At 72.8% G+C, this 19,126-nt stretch carries 14 protein-coding genes; 5 read left to right on the forward strand and 9 right to left on the reverse strand.

Annotated elements, in window-relative coordinates; genetic code table 11:
- Nucleotides 1-103 precede the first annotated feature (103 nt).
- Nucleotides 104-934, forward strand: a complete 831-nt coding sequence (locus tag ABUW04_RS22435; RefSeq protein WP_030263871.1) for a class I SAM-dependent methyltransferase — start codon at nucleotides 104-106, stop codon at nucleotides 932-934.
- 165 nt (nucleotides 935-1,099) lie between these two features.
- On the opposite strand, the gene ftsH is transcribed toward ABUW04_RS22435, so the two are convergent.
- From ftsH to ffh, 3 genes are all read right to left on the reverse strand, one after another.
- On the reverse strand, nucleotides 1,100-3,019 hold the full coding sequence (ftsH, locus tag ABUW04_RS22440; protein ID WP_380566387.1) for an ATP-dependent zinc metalloprotease FtsH: 1,920 nt from the start codon (nucleotides 3,017-3,019) through the stop codon (nucleotides 1,100-1,102).
- Nucleotides 3,020-3,079: 60 nt separating this feature from the next.
- The gene (locus ABUW04_RS22445) at nucleotides 3,080-3,598 is read right to left on the reverse strand and encodes a GNAT family N-acetyltransferase (RefSeq protein ID WP_232242718.1); all 519 of its coding nucleotides are present in this window, start codon (nucleotides 3,596-3,598) and stop codon (nucleotides 3,080-3,082) included.
- Nucleotides 3,599-3,674: 76 nt separating this feature from the next.
- Nucleotides 3,675-5,225, reverse strand: a complete 1,551-nt coding sequence (ffh, locus tag ABUW04_RS22450; protein ID WP_030263878.1) for a signal recognition particle protein — start codon at nucleotides 5,223-5,225, stop codon at nucleotides 3,675-3,677.
- Between the two features lie 251 nt (nucleotides 5,226-5,476).
- Between ffh and ABUW04_RS22455 the strand changes: the two genes are divergently transcribed.
- Nucleotides 5,477-6,010, forward strand: coding sequence for a serine O-acetyltransferase (locus ABUW04_RS22455; RefSeq protein ID WP_380566388.1), 534 nt, complete (start codon nucleotides 5,477-5,479; stop codon nucleotides 6,008-6,010).
- Here the strand turns inward: ABUW04_RS22455 and ABUW04_RS22460 are convergent.
- The 4 genes from ABUW04_RS22460 to nsdA all read right to left on the reverse strand — a co-directional run bounded on the left by ABUW04_RS22460 (nucleotide 5,926) and on the right by nsdA (nucleotide 12,006).
- Nucleotides 5,926-8,310: a [protein-PII] uridylyltransferase gene (locus ABUW04_RS22460; RefSeq protein WP_232242721.1), complete on the reverse strand. Its 2,385-nt coding sequence runs from the start codon at nucleotides 8,308-8,310 to the stop codon at nucleotides 5,926-5,928. The two genes, ABUW04_RS22455 and ABUW04_RS22460, sit on opposite strands and share 85 nt — an antisense overlap.
- A 240-nt stretch (nucleotides 8,311-8,550) precedes the next feature.
- Nucleotides 8,551-8,889 carry a P-II family nitrogen regulator gene (locus ABUW04_RS22465; RefSeq protein WP_030263887.1) on the reverse strand — a complete coding sequence of 113 codons (339 nt, stop codon included), beginning with the start codon at nucleotides 8,887-8,889 and terminating at the stop codon, nucleotides 8,551-8,553.
- Complete coding sequence (locus tag ABUW04_RS22470; protein ID WP_030263890.1) at nucleotides 8,886-10,223, reverse strand: ammonium transporter; 1,338 nt, start codon at nucleotides 10,221-10,223, stop codon at nucleotides 8,886-8,888. The genes ABUW04_RS22465 and ABUW04_RS22470 overlap by 4 nt, the downstream gene beginning before the upstream one ends.
- Nucleotides 10,224-10,545: 322 nt before the next feature.
- Nucleotides 10,546-12,006 (reverse strand): transcriptional repressor NsdA, encoded by a 1,461-nt coding sequence (nsdA, locus tag ABUW04_RS22475; RefSeq protein ID WP_030263893.1) that lies wholly within the window; start codon nucleotides 12,004-12,006, stop codon nucleotides 10,546-10,548.
- A 486-nt stretch (nucleotides 12,007-12,492) separates the two neighbouring features.
- Between nsdA and ABUW04_RS22480 the strand changes: the two genes are divergently transcribed.
- Entirely contained in the window at nucleotides 12,493-13,110 is a 618-nt protein-coding gene (locus ABUW04_RS22480; protein ID WP_449341755.1) for a bifunctional DNA primase/polymerase, read from the forward strand.
- A gap of 112 nt (nucleotides 13,111-13,222) precedes the next feature.
- Here the strand turns inward: ABUW04_RS22480 and ftsY are convergent, their stop codons facing one another.
- The gene (gene ftsY, locus ABUW04_RS22485) at nucleotides 13,223-14,413 is read right to left on the reverse strand and encodes a signal recognition particle-docking protein FtsY (protein WP_380566390.1); all 1,191 of its coding nucleotides are present in this window, start codon (nucleotides 14,411-14,413) and stop codon (nucleotides 13,223-13,225) included.
- Nucleotides 14,414-14,543: 130 nt separating this feature from the next.
- Here ftsY and ABUW04_RS22490 point away from each other — a divergent pair, with 130 nt between their 5' ends.
- Together ABUW04_RS22490 and ABUW04_RS22495 are read left to right on the forward strand one after the other, a co-directional pair.
- The gene (locus tag ABUW04_RS22490; RefSeq protein WP_380566391.1) at nucleotides 14,544-16,361 is read left to right on the forward strand and encodes an ABC transporter ATP-binding protein; all 1,818 of its coding nucleotides are present in this window, start codon (nucleotides 14,544-14,546) and stop codon (nucleotides 16,359-16,361) included.
- Complete coding sequence (locus ABUW04_RS22495; RefSeq protein WP_380566392.1) at nucleotides 16,358-18,202, forward strand: ATP-binding cassette domain-containing protein; 1,845 nt, start codon at nucleotides 16,358-16,360, stop codon at nucleotides 18,200-18,202. Before ABUW04_RS22490 ends, ABUW04_RS22495 begins: the two co-directional genes overlap by 4 nt.
- Here the strand turns inward: ABUW04_RS22495 and ABUW04_RS22500 are convergent.
- Nucleotides 18,165-18,926, reverse strand: coding sequence for a helix-turn-helix transcriptional regulator (locus tag ABUW04_RS22500; RefSeq protein ID WP_380566553.1), 762 nt, complete (start codon nucleotides 18,924-18,926; stop codon nucleotides 18,165-18,167). The two genes, ABUW04_RS22495 and ABUW04_RS22500, sit on opposite strands and share 38 nt — an antisense overlap.
- Nucleotides 18,927-19,126: the final 200 nt, after the last annotated feature.

The following is a 19,126-nucleotide window of genomic DNA, read 5'->3' on the forward strand; positions in this document are numbered from 1 at the left end:
ACTGTGAGTGATCATCATCGCCTGATCGCCCAGGCTCCCGGCGCGACCAAGCGCGGGGCGACCCTCACGCCCCGCGACAGGCCCGATCGAAGGAGCCTGGATGATGGCTTCCGTATCAGTGGCGAGTGGCGTGGCGAACGGCCCGGTGCCGGAGCGCACCCGGGCACGGCAGCGGGCACGGGACTGGGCGGAGATCCAGGAACGCATGCTCGTGCCGCTGTACGAGGCGGTGTACGAGCGGCTGGAAGTGGGGCCCGCGACCAGTGTGCTCGGCCTCGGCTGCCGCTCTGGGCTGGCACTGCTGCTGGCCGCCGGACGGGGAGCCGAGGTGGTCGGCCTGGAACCCGAGGCCGAGTTGCGCTCGCTGGCCCAGGACCGCTCGCTGCGGGTGATGAGCGACGTCTACCGGGACCTCGCCCCGGAGGGGCAGGCCGGGACGCAGCCGTCGGCGCACTCCCTGGTGACGGCCTTCGAGCACCTCTCCTGCACGGCCGATCCGCTGGCGCTGGTCCGTGACGCGGCCCGGCTCACCCTGCCCGGGGGGCATGTGGCGCTGGCCACCTGGGGCCCGCCGGAGCGGTGCGAGAGCGCGGGAGTCCTGCGGGTGGCACGGCGGTTGGCCGATCCGCTGCGGCGGGCGCCGTACGCGCCGTTCGCGCTGAGCGAGCCGGGCGCGGTGGAGCGGATGGTGGCACGGGCCGGGCTTCGCCTGGGCGGCGGCGGGCGGGTGCTGTGCCCGTTCGCCTATCCGGACCTGGAGAGTGCGGTGCGGGGGCTGCTGTCGATGGGCGTCTTCGACGCGGCGGCGGACTACTCCGGGCTGCGGCAGGTGGAGAAGGAGGTTGTGGAGGCGTTGCACCCGTACCGGCGGGGGGACGGGTCGGTGCGGATGCTGAACGTGTTCCGGTACACGGTGGCGGAGCGGGTGCGGTAGGGGCTCGGGGAGCGGTGCGTGCGGTCGGTGCGTCGGAGCGTGCGGGTAGTGGGTGGTTGGTCGCGCAGTTCCCCGCGCCCCTGGGGTGCCTGCACGGTGGCTGTCCGCGTCAGGTGCACCTGGGTGCGTGGCCTGTCGCGCAGTTCCCCGCGCCCCTGACGGGTGCTACGCCGGCTTGGGGAGGCGGGGCATGTCGGCGGCTCGGTAGGCGGCTTCCTCGTCGAGGGTCTCGTGCTCCATCAGGGCGTCGGCGAGGGCGTCCAGCCTGGTGCGGTGCTCGGCGAGCTTGTGGCAGGCCTCCTCGTAGCACTCGGCGACGATGCGGCGGGCCTCGCCGTCGACGGCGTCCAGGGTCGCCGGGGCGGCGGAGAGGCCGTAGGCGCCCTGGCTGTCGCTCGGGATCGCGGTGAGCCGGCCGACCACGCTGCTCATGCCCCAGCGTCCGGCCATGCCCCGGGCGATGTTGGTGACCTGCTCCAGGTCGCTCTCGGCACCGGTGGTGATCACCCCGTAGACCACCTGCTCGGCGGCCATGCCGCCGAGTGCCCCGATGATCCGGCCGCGCAGGTACTCCTCGGTGTAGGCGTAGCGGTCGGCGTCGGGGGTGGACAGGGTGACGCCGAGGGCCCGGCCCCGGGGCACGATGGTGATCTTGCGGACCGGGTCGGCGCCCGGCTGCAGCATGCCGAGCAGGGCGTGCCCGGACTCGTGGTACGCCGTGCGGCGGCGCTCCTCGTCCGGCATCACCAGCGCTCGGACCGCGCCCAGCTGCACCTTCTCCAGGGCCTCGGAGAAGTCCCCGGCGCTGACCTCCTTCGCCTTGTGCTTGACCGCGAGCAGCGCCGCCTCGTTGGCCAGGTTGGCCAGCTCCGCGCCGGTCATGCCCGGGGTGGTCCTGGCGACCTGCTCCAGGTCGACGTCGTCGGCGAGCGGGATCTCCCTGGTGTGGATCTTCAGGATGGCCTCGCGCCCGTCCCGGTCGGGCGGGCTGACCACCACGGTGCGGTCGAACCGGCCGGGGCGCAGCAGCGCCTTGTCGAGTACCTCGGCCCGGTTGGTGGCCGCCAGCACCACGACGCCCTCGGAACCGGAGAACCCGTCCATCTCGGTGAGGATCTGGTTGAGCGTCTGCTCGCGCTCGTCATGGCCGCCCATGGCGTTGCCGCCGCCGCGGGCCCGGCCGATGGTGTCGATCTCGTCGATGAAGATGATCGCCGGGGCGACCTTGCGGGCCTCGGCGAAGAGCTCGCGGACCCGGGAGGCGCCGACGCCGACGATCATCTCGATGAACTCGGAGGCCGAGGCGGAGAAGAAGGGCACCCCGGCCTCGCCGGCGACGGCCCGGGCCAGCAGCGTCTTGCCGGTGCCGGGCGGACCGGCCAGCAGCACCCCGCCGGGCATCTTGGCGCCCATCGCCCGGTACTCCTGCGGCCGCTTCAGGAAGTCGACCACCTCGGTCAGCTCGGCCTTGACCTCGTCGATGCCGGCCACGTCGTCGAAGCTGGTGCGCCTGCTCCCGGGCTCCGCGGTGACCGGCTTCGGCGGGGCCTTCCTGGCCAGCGCGCCCATCCCGCCGCCGCCCATCCTGCGGGCGATGAAGATCCACAGCACCACCAGGAGCAGCATCGGGGCCAGCGAGATCAGCAGGTTGGCGAGGAAGCTGCGCTCCTGCACCACCGGCTCGGCGTCGACGGTGACGCCCTGCTTGGTCAGCGTGGACCAGAGGCCGTCGTCGGCGAAGACCGGCCGCTGGGTGGTGAACTCGGTGTAAGTGCCCTTGCCGCCGTCGGGCTTGGGCTGGGCCTCCTTGAGCTTGCCCTGGATGCTGTCGCCCTTGGCGTAGATCTCGGAGACATGGCCCGCGTTCAGCTGCTTGCTGAACTCGGTGTAGGTGACATTGGTGCTGCCGCCGCTGCCGAAGATACTGAGCAGGGTGTCGACCAGCAGGAACACCACCACCGCGGTGAGCACCATGCTGACCCAGCCGCCGCCGGTGCGCTTGCGCCGGGGCGGGGGCGGCGGGGGCGCCCCCTCGGAACGCCAGATCTCGTCGGGGTTCTGACGGGGCGGCACAGGAGTAGTCACATTTTGGATGTTATGGACATATCGGGTCGGTCACCACCGCAGCTGAGCGTTGATCCCCCGTTAGATACCGGGCCACTCCTCGGCCGTCATCGCGAAGCGCTCATGGTCACGCCAGGCGTCCTGGAGGAAGAGCATCCGCGGGGTGTAGCCCTCGTGGCGGAAGCCGAGCCGCTTGGCCATCCGGATCGACGGCTCGTTCTCGGGCTGGACGTTGATCTCCAGCCGGTGCAGCCCCAGGCCGCCCGCGCTCTCCGGGGCGAAGCAGCGGTCCACCACCAGCCGCATCCCCTCGGTGGTACGGCCGCTGCCGTTGTAGGGGAGGTAGGCGTTGTAGCCGAGGCTCGCGTTGCAGAAGCGGCCCTTGACGATGTTGGCGACATTGCAGCTGCCGGCCAGCCCGCCGTCCTCGGTGTCGAAGAAGAGGAAGGTGCGCAGCCCCTCCCCCTGACGCCGCACCAGGTCGACCAGGCCGTCCGGCTCGACCGGGTTCCAGCGGCCGACGTGCTCGGCGGAGCGGCGGACGGCCGCGGCGTAGACGGCCGCGTCGGACAGTCGGGGGGCTCGGATCTCCACTCGCATGCACAACATCATCGCGCATCCGGGCGGGGCCCCGAGCCCGTTCCCCACAGAGAGTCCGTACAGGGAGCAGAGCCGACTACAGCAGGTCCTTGAACTCCTTGGGCAGCTCGAAGTTGTCCGGCAGCTTCGCCGCACCGGGGCCGAAGGCGGCCCCTTCCTGCGGTCCTGCGGCCTTGCGCTCCAGCGCCGCCTTCTGCTCGGCCGCCCGCTTCAGCGGGTTGCCGCTCTGCTTCCTGCCCTTGGCCTGCTTCTGCTGCTTGGCCTTGCGGGCCCCGCCGCCGCCCATGCCGGGCATGCCCGGCATCCCGGGGATGCCCTTGCCGCCGGCCATCGCCGACATCATCTTGCGGGCCTCGAAGAAGCGCTCGACCAGGCTGCTGACCTCGGAGACGTGCACCCCGGAGCCCTTGGCGATACGGGCCCGGCGGGAGCCGTTGATCAGCTTGGGGTCGTCCCGCTCGGCCGGGGTCATCGACTTGATGATCGCGCCGACCCGGGCGACGTCCCGGTCGTCGATGTTGTTGATCTGGTCCCGCATCTGCCCCATGCCGGGCATCATCCCGAGCAGCTTGGACAGCGAGCCCATCTTGGAGACCTGCTCCAGCTGGGACAGGAAGTCGCCGAGGCCGAACTCCTTGCCGCCCTTGCTGGCCAGCTTGGAGGCCATCTTGGCGGCCTCGTCCTGACTGAAGGTCTTCTCGGCCTGCTCGATCAGGCTGAGGATGTCGCCCATGCCGAGGATGCGCGAGGCCATCCGGTCGGGGTGGAAGGCGTCGAAGTCGGTCAGCTTCTCGCCGTTGGAGGCGAACATGATCTGACGGCCGGTGAGGTGCGCCACCGAGAGGGCCGCGCCACCGCGGGCGTCGCCGTCCAGCTTGGAGAGCACGACGCCGGTGAAGTCGACGCCCTCCAGGAAGGCCTGGGCGGTGGTGACCGCGTCCTGGCCGATCATGGCGTCAACGACGAACAGGACCTCGTCCGGGTTGACCGCGGCGCGGATGTCCGCGGCCTGCTGCATCAGCTCGGCGTCGATGCCCAGGCGGCCGGCGGTGTCGACGATGACCACGTCGTACTGCTTCTGCTTGGCGAACTCGATGGAGTCCTTGGCGACCTTGACCGGGTCGCCCACGCCGTTGCCCGGCTCCGGCGCGTAGATCGCGACACCGGCCCGCTCGGCCACCACGCTCAGCTGGGTGACCGCGTTGGGGCGCTGCAGGTCGCAGGCGACCAGCAGCGGGGTGTGCTTCTGCTCCTTGAGCCAGTGGCCCAGCTTTCCGGCCAGGGTGGTCTTACCGGCACCCTGGAGGCCGGCGAGCATGATCACGGTCGGGCCGGACTTGGCGTAGCGCAGCCGACGGGTCTCCCCGCCGAGGATGTTGACCAGCTCGTCGTTGACGATCTTGATGACCTGCTGGGCGGGGTTCAGCGCACCGGAGACCTCGGCGCCGAGGGCCCGCTCCTTGACCTGCTTGATGAACGCGCGCACCGCGGGCAGCGCGACGTCCGCCTCCAGCAGGGCGATGCGGATCTCCCGGCAGGTGGCGTCGATGTCCGCCTCGGACAGGCGTCCCTTGCCGCGGAGGTTCTTGAACGTCGCTGCGAGGCGGTCGGAAAGGGTATCGAACACGTCGGTCGCGGGTCCTCGTGGCTCGGGAACGGATGGAGTCGTCGCCCCCCAGGGTATCCGCCCGCGCGCACTCCTCGGCCTCGGCCGACGGGAACCGGTTCGCAACGGCCGGCGACGCCGGGTTTCGCGGGGGTACGGGGGGTCGCTCCCCGGGAGACCGGAGCGGGTTCACCCACGTCCCGGATCATCCGATGGACTGACGGCGGCGCGTCCGGCCCCCGCCGTCGGCCCGCAGTGCGCAGCATGGATCCATGTCGCTCGTCGCATCGCTGATCCAGCGCCGCCGCCACCCGCTGCTGCGCCGCGCCGTCCAGGAAGTCCTGGCCCTGTACGGGGTGGAGGTGCCCGCCGCCGCCGAGATCGGCCCCGGGCTGATCGTCTTCCACCGCGGCTTCGGCACGGTGCTGCACCCCTTCACCACCCTCGGCGCCGGGGTGACCCTCTACAACGGGGTCACCATCGGCCGCGCCGACCCCTGGGTCCCGCAGGAGCAGAGCCTGATGGAGCGGGTGGTGGTCGAGGACGGCGCGGTGATCTGCTCCGGGGCCAAGGTGCTCTGCAAGAAGGGCGTGCTCACCGTCGGCCGCGGCACCGTGGTCGGCGCCAACGCGGTGCTGCCCACGTCCACCGGCCCCTACGAGATCTGGGCGGGCGCGCCCGCGCGCCGGATCGGCACGCGGGCGCAGCTGCCGGGGCCGAGTCAGGAGAGCGCGCGCTCCACCGAGCGGGCCACCTCCACGGCGCGGGAGGGCGGCAGCGGCAGGTCGTCGGGCCCGGTGACGTAGAAGGCGTCGACCGCGTCCGCGCCGAGCGTGGAGATCCTCGCGGTGCGGACCCGTACGCCGGTGTCCTCCAGGGCGCGGCCGATCCGGTGCAGCAGCCCCGGGGCGTCATGGGCGCGCACCTCCAGGACCGTGGCGCTGGCCGAGCCGCCCTTGGCGACGGTCACCCGGGGCGGCGGGGCGGCGATGCCGCGGCGGCGCGGGGCGGCCGCGTCGCGCTCCGCCAGCCGGCGGGTGACGTCCATGCCGCCGTCCAGGGCCCGGCGGATGTCGGCGCGCAGCCTGGCCGCCTCCGGAACCTCCCCGTACTCCGCGGCCACCTGCCAGGTCAGCGCCAGCACGGCGCCCGCCCCTATCGGGTCCAGCTCGCGGATGGCGGCCGAACGGACCGTCAGCCGGTGCAGCGCCAGTACCCCGGCCACCGTCGGCAGCACGCCGGGACGGTCGTGCAGGGCCAGGGTCAGGGTGACCCCCATCGGCTCGGCGCCCGGGTCGGACGGGTGCTCGGCCTCGGCGTGGACGGAGAGCACCGGGCCGTTGGTCCGGGCCGCCTCCACCGCCAGCCGCTCCTCCTCGGCGGACGGCTCGGGCGCCGCGGTGTCCTGGTGGCCGCCGTCGCCGACCAGGGCGGCCGCGGCCCGGTCGGCCAGATCGGAGACCAGGGTGGCCCGCCAGCTGCTCCAGGCAGCCGGCCCGGTCGCCAGCGCGTCGGCCTCGGTGAGGGCGTGCAGCAGTTCCAGCACGCCGGTGCTGCCGACCACCGCGGTGATCGCGGCGACGGTGGCCGGATCGTCCAGGTCGCGCCGGGTCGCGGTCTCCACCAGCAGCAGATGGTGACGGACCAGCAGCGCCAGCGTCTCCACGTCCTCCTTGGGGAAGCCCAGCCGCACCGCGACATCACGGGTGATCACCTCGCCGGCCTCGGAGTGGTCCCCGGGCCAGCCCTTGCCGATGTCGTGCAGCAGCGCGGCGACCAGCAGCAGGTCGGGGCGGGCCACCCGGCGGGTGAGCGCGGCCGCCCGGACCGCGGTCTCGACCAGGTGCCGGTCCACCGTCCAGCGGTGCACGGCGTTGCGCTGCGGACGGCAGCGGACCCGGTCCCAGTCCGGCAGCATCCGGGCGATCAGGCCCTCGGCCTCCAGCGCCTCCCAGACCGGGACGGCGCTCTCGCCCGCGCCGAGCAGGGTGACCAGCTGGTCCCTGGCCTCGTCCGGCCAGGGCACCGGCAGCGGCCTGGTCTCGGCGGCCAGCCGGCGCACCGTGGACGGCGCCAGCGGCAGGCCGGCCTGGGCGGCTGCCGCCGCGGCGCGCAGCGGCAGCGCCGGATCGGTGGCCGGACGGGCGGCGTGCGCCAGCACCGCCTCGCCGTCCTGCTCCACCACGCCCTCGGCCAGCGGGCTGCGTTCGGCGGTGCCGCGGGCGACCGGGGTGTTGGAGCCGAAGCCGAAGCGGACCGTGCGGCGGATCTTGCTGCCGCTGCGGGAGCGCAGCACCCGGTCCACCTCGCGCCAGGTCACGTCCGAGGCGTAGGCCACCGTGCGGGCCGCCTCGTAGACCTGGCGCAGCAGGATGTCGGCGTCCAGGACCCCGAGTTCCAGGGCGACCGCGTCCTGCTCCTGCAGGCTGAGCCGGTCGGTGGCGCGCCCGGTGACCAGGTGCAGGGTGTCGCGGACGTCGCGGAGCCTGGCGCCGGCCTCGGCCAGTCCGGTGCGCGGGGCGTCGGCGATCCAGGATGCGGCCACGGCGTCCAGCGCGGTCAGATCGCGCAGGCCGCCGCGGGCCTCCTTCAGGTCGGGCTCCAGCAGGAAGGCCAACTCGCCGTGGCGTTCCGCGCGTTCGCGGCACATGGCGTGCAGTTCGGGCAGCCGCTTGGCGGCGTCGGCGCGCCAGTCGGCGAGGATCGCCGAGCGCAGGGCCGCGGTGAGGCCCGGGTCCCCCGCGATGTGGCGGGCGTCCAGCAGGCCCAGCTGCACCTTGAGGTCGTCGGCGGCGACCTTGCGGGCGGTGGCGAGGTCGCGGACCGAGTGGTCCAGCGCGATGCCGTTGTCCCAGACCGGGTACCAGAGCTGCTCGGCCAGGGCGGCGACACCGGACTTGGCGCTGCCGTCGTGCAGCAGCACCAGGTCCAGGTCGCTGCGCGGGGACAGCTCGCCCCGGCCGTAGCCGCCGACGGCGACCAGGGCGACACCGGTCATCGAATCGGCGGCGGTGGAGAACAGGCCGGCCAGCCAGCGGTCGGTGAGTTCGGCCAGCGCGGAGCGCCGGGCGGCACCGGTGCGGCCGTCCTCGCGGAGCAGGTGCAGCCGCTGGGCCGCGTAGCCACTGGGCTCGGGCTGGGCCGAGGGTCGGGGTGACGGTTCGGTAGGGGTGTGGCCGGGCGTTGCCTGCTGCCGATCCGTCAACGGTGCTCCCTGATACGAAGATGAACGCCGGAAGGGGAAGCCGGGCCAGAGCCCGACTCCCCCGCCCCTTGCGAGTTGTCTCGTTGTCGTTGCGCCTTGCTTGTCCGTCGTGCTGCTGGATCCGCCGCGCTGCAGGTCGCCTTACAGCGCGTCGGGCCCGCGTTCCCCGGTGCGCACCCGGACGGTGGTCTCCACCGGGACGCTCCAGACCTTGCCGTCACCGATCTTGCCGGTTCTGGCGGCCTTGACCAGCACATCTATCAGGCCTTCGGCGTCGTCGTCCTCGACCAGGACCTCGACACGAACCTTGGGCACCAGGTCGACGGTGTACTCCGCGCCCCGGTAGACCTCGGTGTGGCCGCGCTGCCGACCGTACCCGCTGGCCTCGGTGACGGTGAGTCCGTGGACTCCGAAGGCCTGCAGGGCCTCCTTGACGTCGTCCAGACGGTGCGGCTTGATCACTGCGGTGATGAGCTTCATGCCTCGACCTTCGTTCCTGCGTCGGCCGCCTCGGCCTCGGCCTCATCCTCGGACACGGTCGCCGACGGCGCCAGGGCCTTCGACAGGGCCGCGCCCACCGCGCTGAAGTCGTAGGCGGACTCGGCGTGCTCGGCCTGGTCGATACCGGCGACCTCGACGTCCTCGGCGACCCGGAAGCCCATGGTCTTCTCGATCCCCTTGCCGATGACCCAGGCACCGATGAAGGAGAAGGCGCCGACGACACCGACGCCGACCGCCTGCTTGCCGAGCTGCTCCAGGCCTCCGCCGTAGAACAGGCCCTTGGCCGGGGAGTAGAGGTGGCCGGTGGAGAGCAGGCCGATCAGCAGGGCGCCCAGGGCACCGCCGACCGCGTGCACCCCGACGACGTCCAGGGAGTCGTCGAAGCCCAGCTTGTACTTGAGGCCCACGGCCCAGGCGCAGACCGCGCCGCAGGCGATACCGAGGAAGATCGAGCCGAGCGGGCTGATGAAGGCACAGGCGGGGGTGATGCCGACCAGACCGGCCACCGCGCCGGAGGCCGCGCCCAGGGTGGTGAAGGAGCCGTGCCTGATCTTCTCGAAGGCCAGCCAGCCGATCATGGCCGAGGCCGTGGCGATCTGGGTGTTGATGAAGGCGACGCTCGCGATGCCGTCAGCGGCCAGCTCGGAGCCGGCGTTGAAGCCGAACCAGCCGAACCACAGCAGACCGGAGCCGAGCATCACCAGCGGGAGGCTGTGCGGACGCATCGGGTCCTTCTTGAAGCCGACCCGCTTGCCCAGCACCAGGGCCAGCGCCAGACCGGCCATACCGGCGTTCAGGTGGACCGCAGTACCGCCGGCGAAGTCGAGCACGCCCACGGTGGTGCCGAGCCAGCCGCCCGGGCCCCAGACCATGTGCGCGACCGGGAAGTAGACGATGGTGACCCAGAGCGCCACGAACAGCGCCCAGGCCGAGAACTTCGCGCGGTCGGCGATGGCGCCGGAGATCAGCGCCGGGGTGATCACCGCGAACATCAGCTGGAAGGCCGAGAACGCCAGGATCGGGATGCTCCCGTGCAGGGCGTCGGTGCCGATGCCCCGCATGCCCAGCCAGTCCAGGTTGCCGATCAGGCCGATGCCGCCGGCGTCCTTCCCGAAGCTGAGGGCGAAGCCGTAGAGCACCCACAGCACCGTGACGATGCCGAGAGCGATGAAGCTCATCATCAACATGTTCAGTGTGCTCTTGACCCTGACCATGCCGCCGTAGAAGAAGGCGAGGCCTGGGGTCATCAGCATGACCAGTGCCGCACTTATGAGTACAAAAGCGGTGTCCCCGCCGCTGAAGCCGGTAGGCATCGGCGTCTCCTCGGTTGTTGTGCCGCTCCGTCCCCCGGGTATCCGTCCCGTGCCCCCGGAGGCGTCGGCTGTTGTTGAGGAGATTGACGGAGACCGGTTTCGGCCGATGCGTGAGCATGTTTCGCGGGGGTGACGAACCTCACGAGCGTGTTACACCCCGGTGAACGCCCGAACCAGGACGCACACGTATGGCTACGCTGGCGCCCCACACCAGCACCGACCGCGGAAACCCCGTGCAGATCTGGCGTGGGGGAGCCGAGTGCGGGGGGTTTCCGCGGTCGGAGTCACTGCCGCCGAGCGGCGGATGGCCGGAAACCGTCGGTCAGACGGCCTGCGGGCGGGTGAATTCGGGAAGCTCGGTGTCGATGCGGTCCCGCAGCCGGACCACGTCGCCGACGTCGCGGAACTCGCCGAGGGCGGCCTCGGCGGTCTTGCGGATCCGGGTGTTGACCCGCTCGGAGCGGATCCGGGTCGCGATGTCCACGGCCTGCTGCGCCGAGGAGGCGGCGGCCTCCGGCTCCTTCTGCAGCAGATGGACGCTGGCCATGCCGATCAGGTTCAGCGCGTAGGAGCGCTGGTGCTTCTCGTCGTGCGAGAAGAGTTCGACGGCGCGCTCCATCACCGGTTGTGCCTGCAGCGCGTACACCTCGCTGCGGCCGGCGTGGTAGCTGAGGTCGCGGTAGGAGTGCGCGTTCTCGGCGTTCAGCTCGGCCTCGGAGAAGAAGCCGAGCCAGTCGGGCTCCTCGGCCGAGGTGGTGGCGATGTCGCCGAAGGAGTCCTCGGCCAGCCGGGCCGCGCGGTAGCACTTGTTGACCTCGCCCAGGTTGGCGTAGGCGCGGGCCTCCATGGCGTGCAGCAGGGCCTGCTGCCGTGGTCCCGCGGACTCGCGGCTGCCGTACTGGGCGAGGTGGATCAGCTCCAGCGCGTCGCTGCTGCGGTTGAGGTGGATCATCTGCCGGCACATGTCGGAGAGGATCAGCGCGCCGAAGGGCCGGTCGCCGGCCTCCTTGGCGGCGTGCAGCGCCAGCACGTAGTACTTCTGCGCACTGGGGTGCATGCCGATGTCGTAGGACATCCAGCCGGCCAGGTGGGCCAGTTGCGAGGTGGTCTGGAAGAGCCGGCGGGTGGTGTCCGCGGGGTAGGTCTCCTGCAGCAGGTCGCAGACCTCGTGCAGCTGCCCGACCACGGCCTTGCGGCGCAGCCCGCCGCCGTTCTGGGCGTCCCACTCGCGGAACATCCGCACGGTGGACTCCAGCAGGGCGAGTTCGGGGCCGGAGATCCTGCCGGTGGGCGCGCGGCCCTCGCGGGCGGCGGTGAGGGCGGTGGTGGGCATGGAACTGGGGGTGGGGGCGAGCCACCGCTGCATGGGCTCGATCAGGGCGGAACCAGCGGTGAGTGCGAGCGAGGTGCCGAGGAAGCCCCGGCGGTTGAGCATCAGGTCGCTGCGGGAGTAGTCGGAGATCAGCTGGACGGTCTGGCTGCCGTTCCAGGGGAGGTCCACCCCGGAGCCGGGGGCGAGGTTGGGCACCGCCTTCAGGCCCAGGTCCTCGATGGCGACCAGGGAGCCGAAGCGCTCGGAGAAGAGGTCGGAGAGGATCTTCGGGATGGGTTCGCGCGGACTCTCGCCGTCCAGCCAGCGCCGCACCCGCGAGGTGTCGGTGCTGATGTGGCTGGCGCCGATCTGCCGGGCCCGCCGGTTGACCTGCCGGGCGAGTTCGCCCTTGGACCAACCGCTTCTCACGAACCACGTCGTCAACTGCTCGTTGGGTTGCTTCTCGCCCACCGGAACGCCCCCATCCCGGGCTCACCCGCTTGTGGTGCCCTTCACGGCCCGGCTGACCGGGACGCCCAAGGCCTGCTCCTGCCAGCCGGTCGAACTTCCGAACGATCCGTCCGAACTCCCGGACGATCCGTCAGGGATCTTGCCCCGTAAGCGGATTGCCATTGGCATAACCGCTCGGACGGCGAGTCGACCGCCTGCGGAGCGAACGTAGCGCGGTTTCCGCCATCCGGGGGAGTAAGCCCGGGGAAACGCCACCCTTCGCCACCCCTGAGGGTGAACTTCGGCTCTCTCCCAGGCGCTTCACTGGATCTCGGAGCCCTTCCGCTCCCGGACACGACCATCCCCCATTCCCGGGGCACCGGCAATCGAATCCACGATTCCCGCCCCCGGGAGCGGGCGCACGACCGACAACTGCACGCCCCGCCGCGCCCCGCGGCGTAACCATCGGGACCTGATTCTGGTTGGTGGTGAGTGGACTTGGACAGCCTGTTCGGAAACCCGATCTTCAACGGACGGTCGCTCGGCCCGCGCGGACGGTCCCGCGCCACCCGGTGCCAGACCGCTGCCGAGTACACCCTGCGCTGGGGCTGGACCGTGGCCCTGACCGACGCCGGGGCCGGCCCCGGCGTCGGTCCCGGATCCGGTTCCGTCGAACTCCCGCCCGGCAGCGGCCCCACCGAGCTGCGCGACGCCTGGCTGCGGCGGCCCGGCGCGGAGCTGCGGCTGCGCACCGGCCTGCGGTTCGACGCGCTGGACGTCCCCGAGACGGCCGGCTACCAGGCGCTGGTCCGGCTGGAGCGGATGGGCGTCAGGCCGGGACCGGTGCTGCTGACCCCGAACGCCCGGGCGCTGTTCCTGGTCGCGCCGCAGACCGCCGAGGCACTGCCCGACCTGCTGTACCGCACCGGCTGGGACGACGCCCAACTCGACCTGGTCTGCCACGGCTCCGGCGGGTCGGTACCGGCGCCGCCCACCCCGCAGACCCGCTGGCTGCGCCGTCCCTCGCTGGACACGGCGGCCCGGCCGCCGGAGGGCCGGCTGCTGCTGGGCACCCTGGCCTACGCCTGCCACCGGGGCGTGGCGGAGCTGGTCGGACGGCACTGACGGTCGGACGGCACTGACGGTAAGGCAGCACTGACGGTCGGGCCGGAACGACTGTGGCCGCCGCCCCCGAAGGGCGGCGGCCACAGCACCGGTTCCTCGACCTGCCCGGACGTCAGCCGATGAGCGCGTCCACGAAGCCGGCCGGGTCGAACGGCGCCAGGTCGTCCGCGCCCTCGCCCAGGCCGATCAGCTTCACCGGGACGCCCAGCTGCCGCTGGACCGCGACCACGATGCCGCCCTTGGCGGTGCCGTCCAGCTTGGTCAGCACGATGCCGGTGATGTCCACCACCTCGGCGAAGACCTTCGCCTGCACCAGCCCGTTCTGGCCGGTGGTGGCGTCCAGCACCAGCAGCACCTCGTCCACCGGGCCGTGCTTCTCGACCACCCGCTTGACCTTGCCGAGCTCGTCCATCAGGCCGGTCTTGGTGTGCAGCCGTCCGGCGGTGTCCACCAGTACGGTGTCGGCGCCCTCGGCGATGCCCTGCTTGACGGCGTCGAACGCCACCGACGCCGGGTCGCCGCCCTCGGGGCCGCGCACGGTACGGGCGCCGACGCGCTCGCCCCAGGTCTGCAGCTGGTCGGCGGCGGCGGCCCGGAAGGTGTCGGCGGCGCCGAGCAGCACGGTGCGGCCGTCCGCGACCAGCACGCGGGCCAGCTTGCCGCTGGTGGTGGTCTTGCCCACCCCGTTGACCCCGACCACCAGCACCACGGCGGGACGCGGGGCGTCCCCCTCGGTGTGCCGGGCGGTGTGCAGGGTGCGGTCCAGGGTCGGGTCGACCAGGGTGGTCAGCTCCTCGCGGAGCAGGGCGCGCAACTCGTCCGGGGTGCGGGTGCCGAGCACCTTCACCCGCGAGCGCAGCCGCTCCACCAGCTCCTGGGTGGGGGCGACGCCCACGTCGGCGGTGAGCAGCACCTCCTCGATCTCCTCCCAGGTGTCCTCGTCGAGGTGGTCCCGGGAGAGCAGTGCCAGCAGGCCCTTGCCCATGGAGTTCTGCGAGCGGGAGAGCCGCGAGCGCAGCCGGACCAGCCGTCCGGCCGTGGGCTCCGGCACGTCCAGTTCGCGGACGGCGGGTGCCTCGGGGGCGGCGACCTCAGCGGCGGCCTCCGGTAGCGGGACCTCCTCGACGGTCCTGGTCGGCGCCTCGCGCGGGGCCGCAGCGTCCTCGCCGACCTGCGGCTCACCGATCCGGGCCGGGGTGGACGGCGGCGGCAGCTGCCGGCGCCGCCTGCCGTTGACGACGAGACCGCTGGCGGCTCCGAGGAGCACCACGGCGATGACTACAGCGATGATGATGTATTCCATGACGCTCCCAGTATCGGGTACGGCTGTGCGAAGACGTGCGAAGACCGGGGGACAGCGCCCAACCGGGGACATTTGTCACTGAATGTCACCGGCCGGAACCGGTATGCCCGCAACCGGCATCATCTCCGTCATGCCGACCTCCTCCGTACACGGCGCTCTGCGCCACCGGCTCCTGCTGCTGCGCTCCGTCCGCGCGGCCGGGACACCGGTGGTGGCGTCCCTGGCCGCGGTCCGGCTGCTGACCGCGGTGGCACCCGCGCTGACCGCGGCCGTGCTGGGGATGCTGGTCGGCCGGGTCGACGGGGCGTCGGGCGGCGGCGTCTTCCGGGCCGCGCTTCTGCCGCTGGCGCTGTTCGGCGCCGTACTGCTGCTCGGCTACCTGGCCCAGTCGGCCACCGCCCCGCTGGAGTACCTGCTGCGCTGGCGGGTGGACGGCGCGCAGCGGACCAGGATCGCCCGGCTGGCGCTGGCCGGTCCCACCGTCGGCGCGCTGGAGAGCCCCGAGGTGCAGACCCTGCTGCGCGGCGCCGTCGGCGACCCCGACCACGGCCCGGACCGCACCGTCGGCACGGGCGCGCTCGCCCTGGTGCAGCAGCTGGCGCAGCTGACCGGAGCCGCTGCCGCCTGTGCCGTGCTGGCCCGCTACGCCTGGTGGACCGTGCCGCTGCTGCTGATGACCGCGGCCGGCTGCGGCGCGCGGCACTACCTGACCGGCCGCACGGCCAACGGCACCTGGCGCTTCGCCGACCGGGAGGAACTGCACGCGGACATGTGGCGCCGGGCCGTGGTGTCGCCGAGCGAGGGCAAGGACATCCGGGTCTTCGGCCTCGCCGACTGGCTGGTGCGACGACTGCGGCACCACATCGACGTCGCCAACGCGCCGCTGTGGTCCTGCACCGACCGGATGCTGCGCGGCGAGTGGATCACCCTGCTGCTGGTCTGCGCCGGCCTGGGCCCCGCCTACGTCGCGGTCACCCTGGACGCGGTGCACGGCCGCACCTCGGTGGCGGTGCAGACCGCGGTGCTGGCCGCCGGCTACGCGCTCTACCAGGCCCTGGGCAGCGGTTCGCAGCTGCTGCGGATCTCCGGCGCGCTGAACGCGGTCCGCTGCTTCGAGGAGGTGCGGGACCTGCTGGCGTCCGTACCGCAGACCGGCCCGGACCTCCCGCGCACCGCGGAGCCCCCGCTGGTCCGCTTCGAGCGGGTCGGCTTCCACTACCCGGGCAGCGAGCGCACCGTGCTGGACGGCCTCGACCTGGAGATCCGTCCCGGCGAACTGCTGGCCGTGGTGGGCCTCAACGGGGCCGGCAAGTCCACCCTGATCAAGCTGCTCGCCGGTCTGTACCGGCCGTCCTCGGGGCGGATCACCGCGGACGGCGTGCCGCTGACCGCCGCCGGCAGCGCCGCCTGGCGCGAGCGGCTGACCGTGGTGTTCCAGGACTTCGTCCGCTACCAGCTGTCCGCCGCCGAGAATGTGACGCTGCGTCCGGTCGACCGCGCGGCGCTGGGGGCGGCGGCCGACGACGCCGGGTTCACCCCGGTCCTGGAGCGGCTGCCTGCCGGCTGGGACACCCCGCTGGCCCGGGCCAGGAGCGGCGGGGTGGACCTCTCCGGCGGCCAGTGGCAGCAACTGGTGCTCACCCGCGCCCTCTACGCGGTACGGACCGGCGCCCAGCTGCTGGTGCTGGACGAGCCGACGGCCCATCTGGACGTCCGTACCGAGTTCGAGGTGTTCCGGCGGCTGGCCGAGCACCGGGGCCGCACCAGTGTGGTGCTCATCTCGCACCGGCTGTCGACGGTGCGTCAGGCCGACCGGATCGTACTGCTGGACGGCGGCCGGATCACCGAGTCCGGCACCCATGACCAGCTGATGGCGCTGGGCGGCGGTTACGCCGGTCTGTTCACCGTCCAGGCGGAGCGGTTCGCCGCGGCGGGGGCGGCCGAATGAACCGGATCAGCAGGTACCCGGCGCTGTGGTGGGAGTTCATGGCGCTGTCCTGGCGCCGGATGCCGGGGCTGACCCTCGCGTCGCTGGCGTCCGTGGCCGGATCCGTGCTGGTGGTGGCCGCGACCGGGCTGACCCTGCGGGCCGCCGTGGACGCCACCGTGCGCGGCGCGGCGGGCACGGCCGTGGCGGCCGCGGCCGGTGCGGCGCTGGCGTACGCGCTCAGCCATGTGCTGGCCGGCACCACCCTCCAGCTGACCAGCACCACGGCCGACCGGCTCGGGCGGCTCGTGCTCAAACCGGAGGTGCACCGGGAGATCGCCGCACTGGAGGGGCTGGAGCACCTGGAGCGCAGCGACTTCCTGGACCGGCTGTCCCTGGTCGTCACCGGGACCTCCCGGCTGGCCCAGTCGCCCTGGAACGCGCTGATGACCCTGGCCGGGGTGCTCCGGCTGGGCACCACCCTGCTGCTGCTCGGCACGGTCAGCCCCTGGCTGCTCCTGCTGCTGCCACTGGCCGCCGGGCTGACCTGGGCCGACCACCGGGGCCAGCGGCTGGTCCGGGCCGCCGACGCCGCCTCCGCCGAGGGGTACCGGCTGCAGCAGCACCTGCTGGAGCTGGCGGTGCAGCCGGCCGGGGCGAAGGAGGTGCTGACCGCCGGGTCCGCCGCCGAGCTGATCGACCGCCAGGCGCAGGAGTGGGACCGGGCGATCGCGCTGCGGGCCGGTGCCCGGGCCCGGGCCGCGCTGTGGAAGGCCGGCGGCTGGTCGCTGTTCTCGGCCGGCTTCGTCGCGGCGCTGGCGCAGGTGGCCTGGCTGACCGCGCACGGCCGCGGCTCGATCGGCGACCTGGTGCTCACCGTCACGGTGGCGGCGACCGTCAAGGACAGCCTGCAGACCCTGGTCGGCGCCACCGCCGAGACCGCGGGATCCGCGCAGGTGATCGAGCCCTACCTGTGGCTGCGCGACTACGCGGCCGGGGTACTGGCCCGGGCGTCCGGCAGCCTGCCCGCCCCTTCCGAGCTCCGGGACGGGATCACCCTCACCGACGTCGTCCACACCTACCCCGGCACCGACCGCCCGGCCCTGGACGGGTTGAGCGTCCGGCTGCCGGCCGGCTCGGTGGTGGCCGTGGTCGGCGAGTACGGGTCCGGCAAGAGCACCCTGGTCAAGCTGCTGGCGAAGTTCTACCGCGCCGACAGCGGCTCCATCCTGGTGGACGGCACCGAGCTCGCCGATCTGGACACCGAGGGCTGGCGGGCCCGCTCCAGCGCGGCCTTCCAGGACTTCGGGCGGTTCCGCACCACCTTCGCCGACACCGTCGGCCTGGGCGACACGGGTGCGCTGACGGACCGTGAGCGGATCGCCGAGGCGGTCGCGTCGGCCGACGCCGCCGGGATCGTCGCCGGCCTGCCCGACGGCCTGGACACCCAGCTCGGCGTGGAACTGGGCGGTGTGGAGCTGTCCGAGGGGCAGTGGCAGCGGGCCGCGCTGGCCCGCGCCTCGATGCGCCGCGATCCGCTGCTGTTCGTCCTGGACGAACCCACCGCCTCCCTGGACGCCCCCAGCGAGCAGGCCATCTTCGAGCGCTACATGGCCAGGGCCCGCGAGCTGGCCGCGCGGAGCGGCGCGGTCACGGTGATCGTCTCGCACCGCTTCTCCACGGTGACCGGGGCCGATCTGATCCTGGTGCTGCACCAGGGCCGGCTGGTCGAGTCCGGGGACCACCACCAGCTGACCGCCCTCGGCGGCCGCTACGCGGAGCTCTACGGACTGCAGGCCACCGCCTACGCGCTCGACGGGCCCGCTACGGCTGCGCCCCCGCGCGGAAGGCCCCTGGGGTGATGCCGTAGCAGCGCAGGAACCAGCGGTTGAGGTGGCTCTGGTCGGTGAACCCGGTCGCCGTGGCCACCTCGGCCAGGCCCTCGCCGCGCAGGATCAGCCGCCGGGCCTCGCGCAACCGCAGCTGCCGCTGGTAGTCGCTGGGCCCGAGCCCGTACGCGGCCTTGAAGCCCCGGTAGAGCGCGAAGCGGCTGCAGCCCGCCGCGGCCGCCAGTTCCTCGGGCGACACCGCGCGCGGGCCCGCATCGACCAGCAGCGCCCGGGCCCGGGCCAGGGCTCCCCCGGCGGCGCCGACGCTGATCCGCTGCCCGGTGCCGCGGCCGACCAGCGCCAGCACGGCCTCGGTCAGCCGCTCGTCGCGCACCAGGGCGTCGGCCCCGCCGGTGAGGCCGTGGTGCAGCCTGCGGATGGCACGGGCGGCCCGGACGTCGTCCAGGACCGGTTCGGTGAACAGCGGCAGCGGTCCGCTCCCCCGCCCCGCCGCGTCGGCCAGCACCTGGCCGACCAGCTCGGGGCCGATGTGGACGATCCGGTAGGTGAAGCCGAGCTCGTCGGCGGTGCGGCCGTCGTGCGGCTCGTCCGGGTTGAAGGTCATCACCAACCCGGTGGCGCTGGTGTGCGCTCCGCCGCGGCAGCTGAAGCTCTGCGCGCCCTCCTCGGTCACGCCGAAGGAGTACGCCTCGTGGCTGTGGCGGTGGTAGACGTGCTCCCGCAGGTGCGCGTGCATGGCCTCCAACGGCCGCTGTCCGTCCCGCCAGTAGCTCACCCAGTCGCCACGACCGATCACAAAGTCGCTCACGCCCGCCATTCTGCCGCGCACCAGCGTCCAAGACAGCGGGACGACGGTGGGCGCAGGCTGGTCCAGGGCCTGCCGCTGCTGCACCCCTGATCCGCCGTCAACCACCGTCGACCACCGGGAGAAGAAGG

The organism is Streptacidiphilus jeojiensis (genome assembly GCF_042510965.1).
Taxonomy (GTDB): Bacteria; Actinomycetota; Actinomycetes; order Streptomycetales; family Streptomycetaceae; genus Streptacidiphilus; species Streptacidiphilus jeojiensis.

Coding starts and splice junctions, on each gene's coding strand:
- ABUW04_RS22435 (WP_030263871.1), top strand. CDS start 104: ATGGCTTCCGTATCAGTGGCGAGTGGCGTGGCGAACGGCCCGGTGCCG.
- ABUW04_RS22445 (WP_232242718.1), bottom strand. CDS start 3,598: ATGCGAGTGGAGATCCGAGCCCCCCGACTGTCCGACGCGGCCGTCTAC.
- ABUW04_RS22455 (WP_380566388.1), top strand. CDS start 5,477: ATGTCGCTCGTCGCATCGCTGATCCAGCGCCGCCGCCACCCGCTGCTG.
- ABUW04_RS22465 (WP_030263887.1), bottom strand. CDS start 8,889: ATGAAGCTCATCACCGCAGTGATCAAGCCGCACCGTCTGGACGACGTC.
- ABUW04_RS22470 (WP_030263890.1), bottom strand. CDS start 10,223: ATGCCTACCGGCTTCAGCGGCGGGGACACCGCTTTTGTACTCATAAGT.
- ftsY (WP_380566390.1), bottom strand. CDS start 14,413: ATGGAATACATCATCATCGCTGTAGTCATCGCCGTGGTGCTCCTCGGA.
- ABUW04_RS22490 (WP_380566391.1), top strand. CDS start 14,544: ATGCCGACCTCCTCCGTACACGGCGCTCTGCGCCACCGGCTCCTGCTG.
- ABUW04_RS22495 (WP_380566392.1), top strand. CDS start 16,358: ATGAACCGGATCAGCAGGTACCCGGCGCTGTGGTGGGAGTTCATGGCG.
- ABUW04_RS22500 (WP_380566553.1), bottom strand. CDS start 18,926: ATGCACGCGCACCTGCGGGAGCACGTCTACCACCGCCACAGCCACGAG.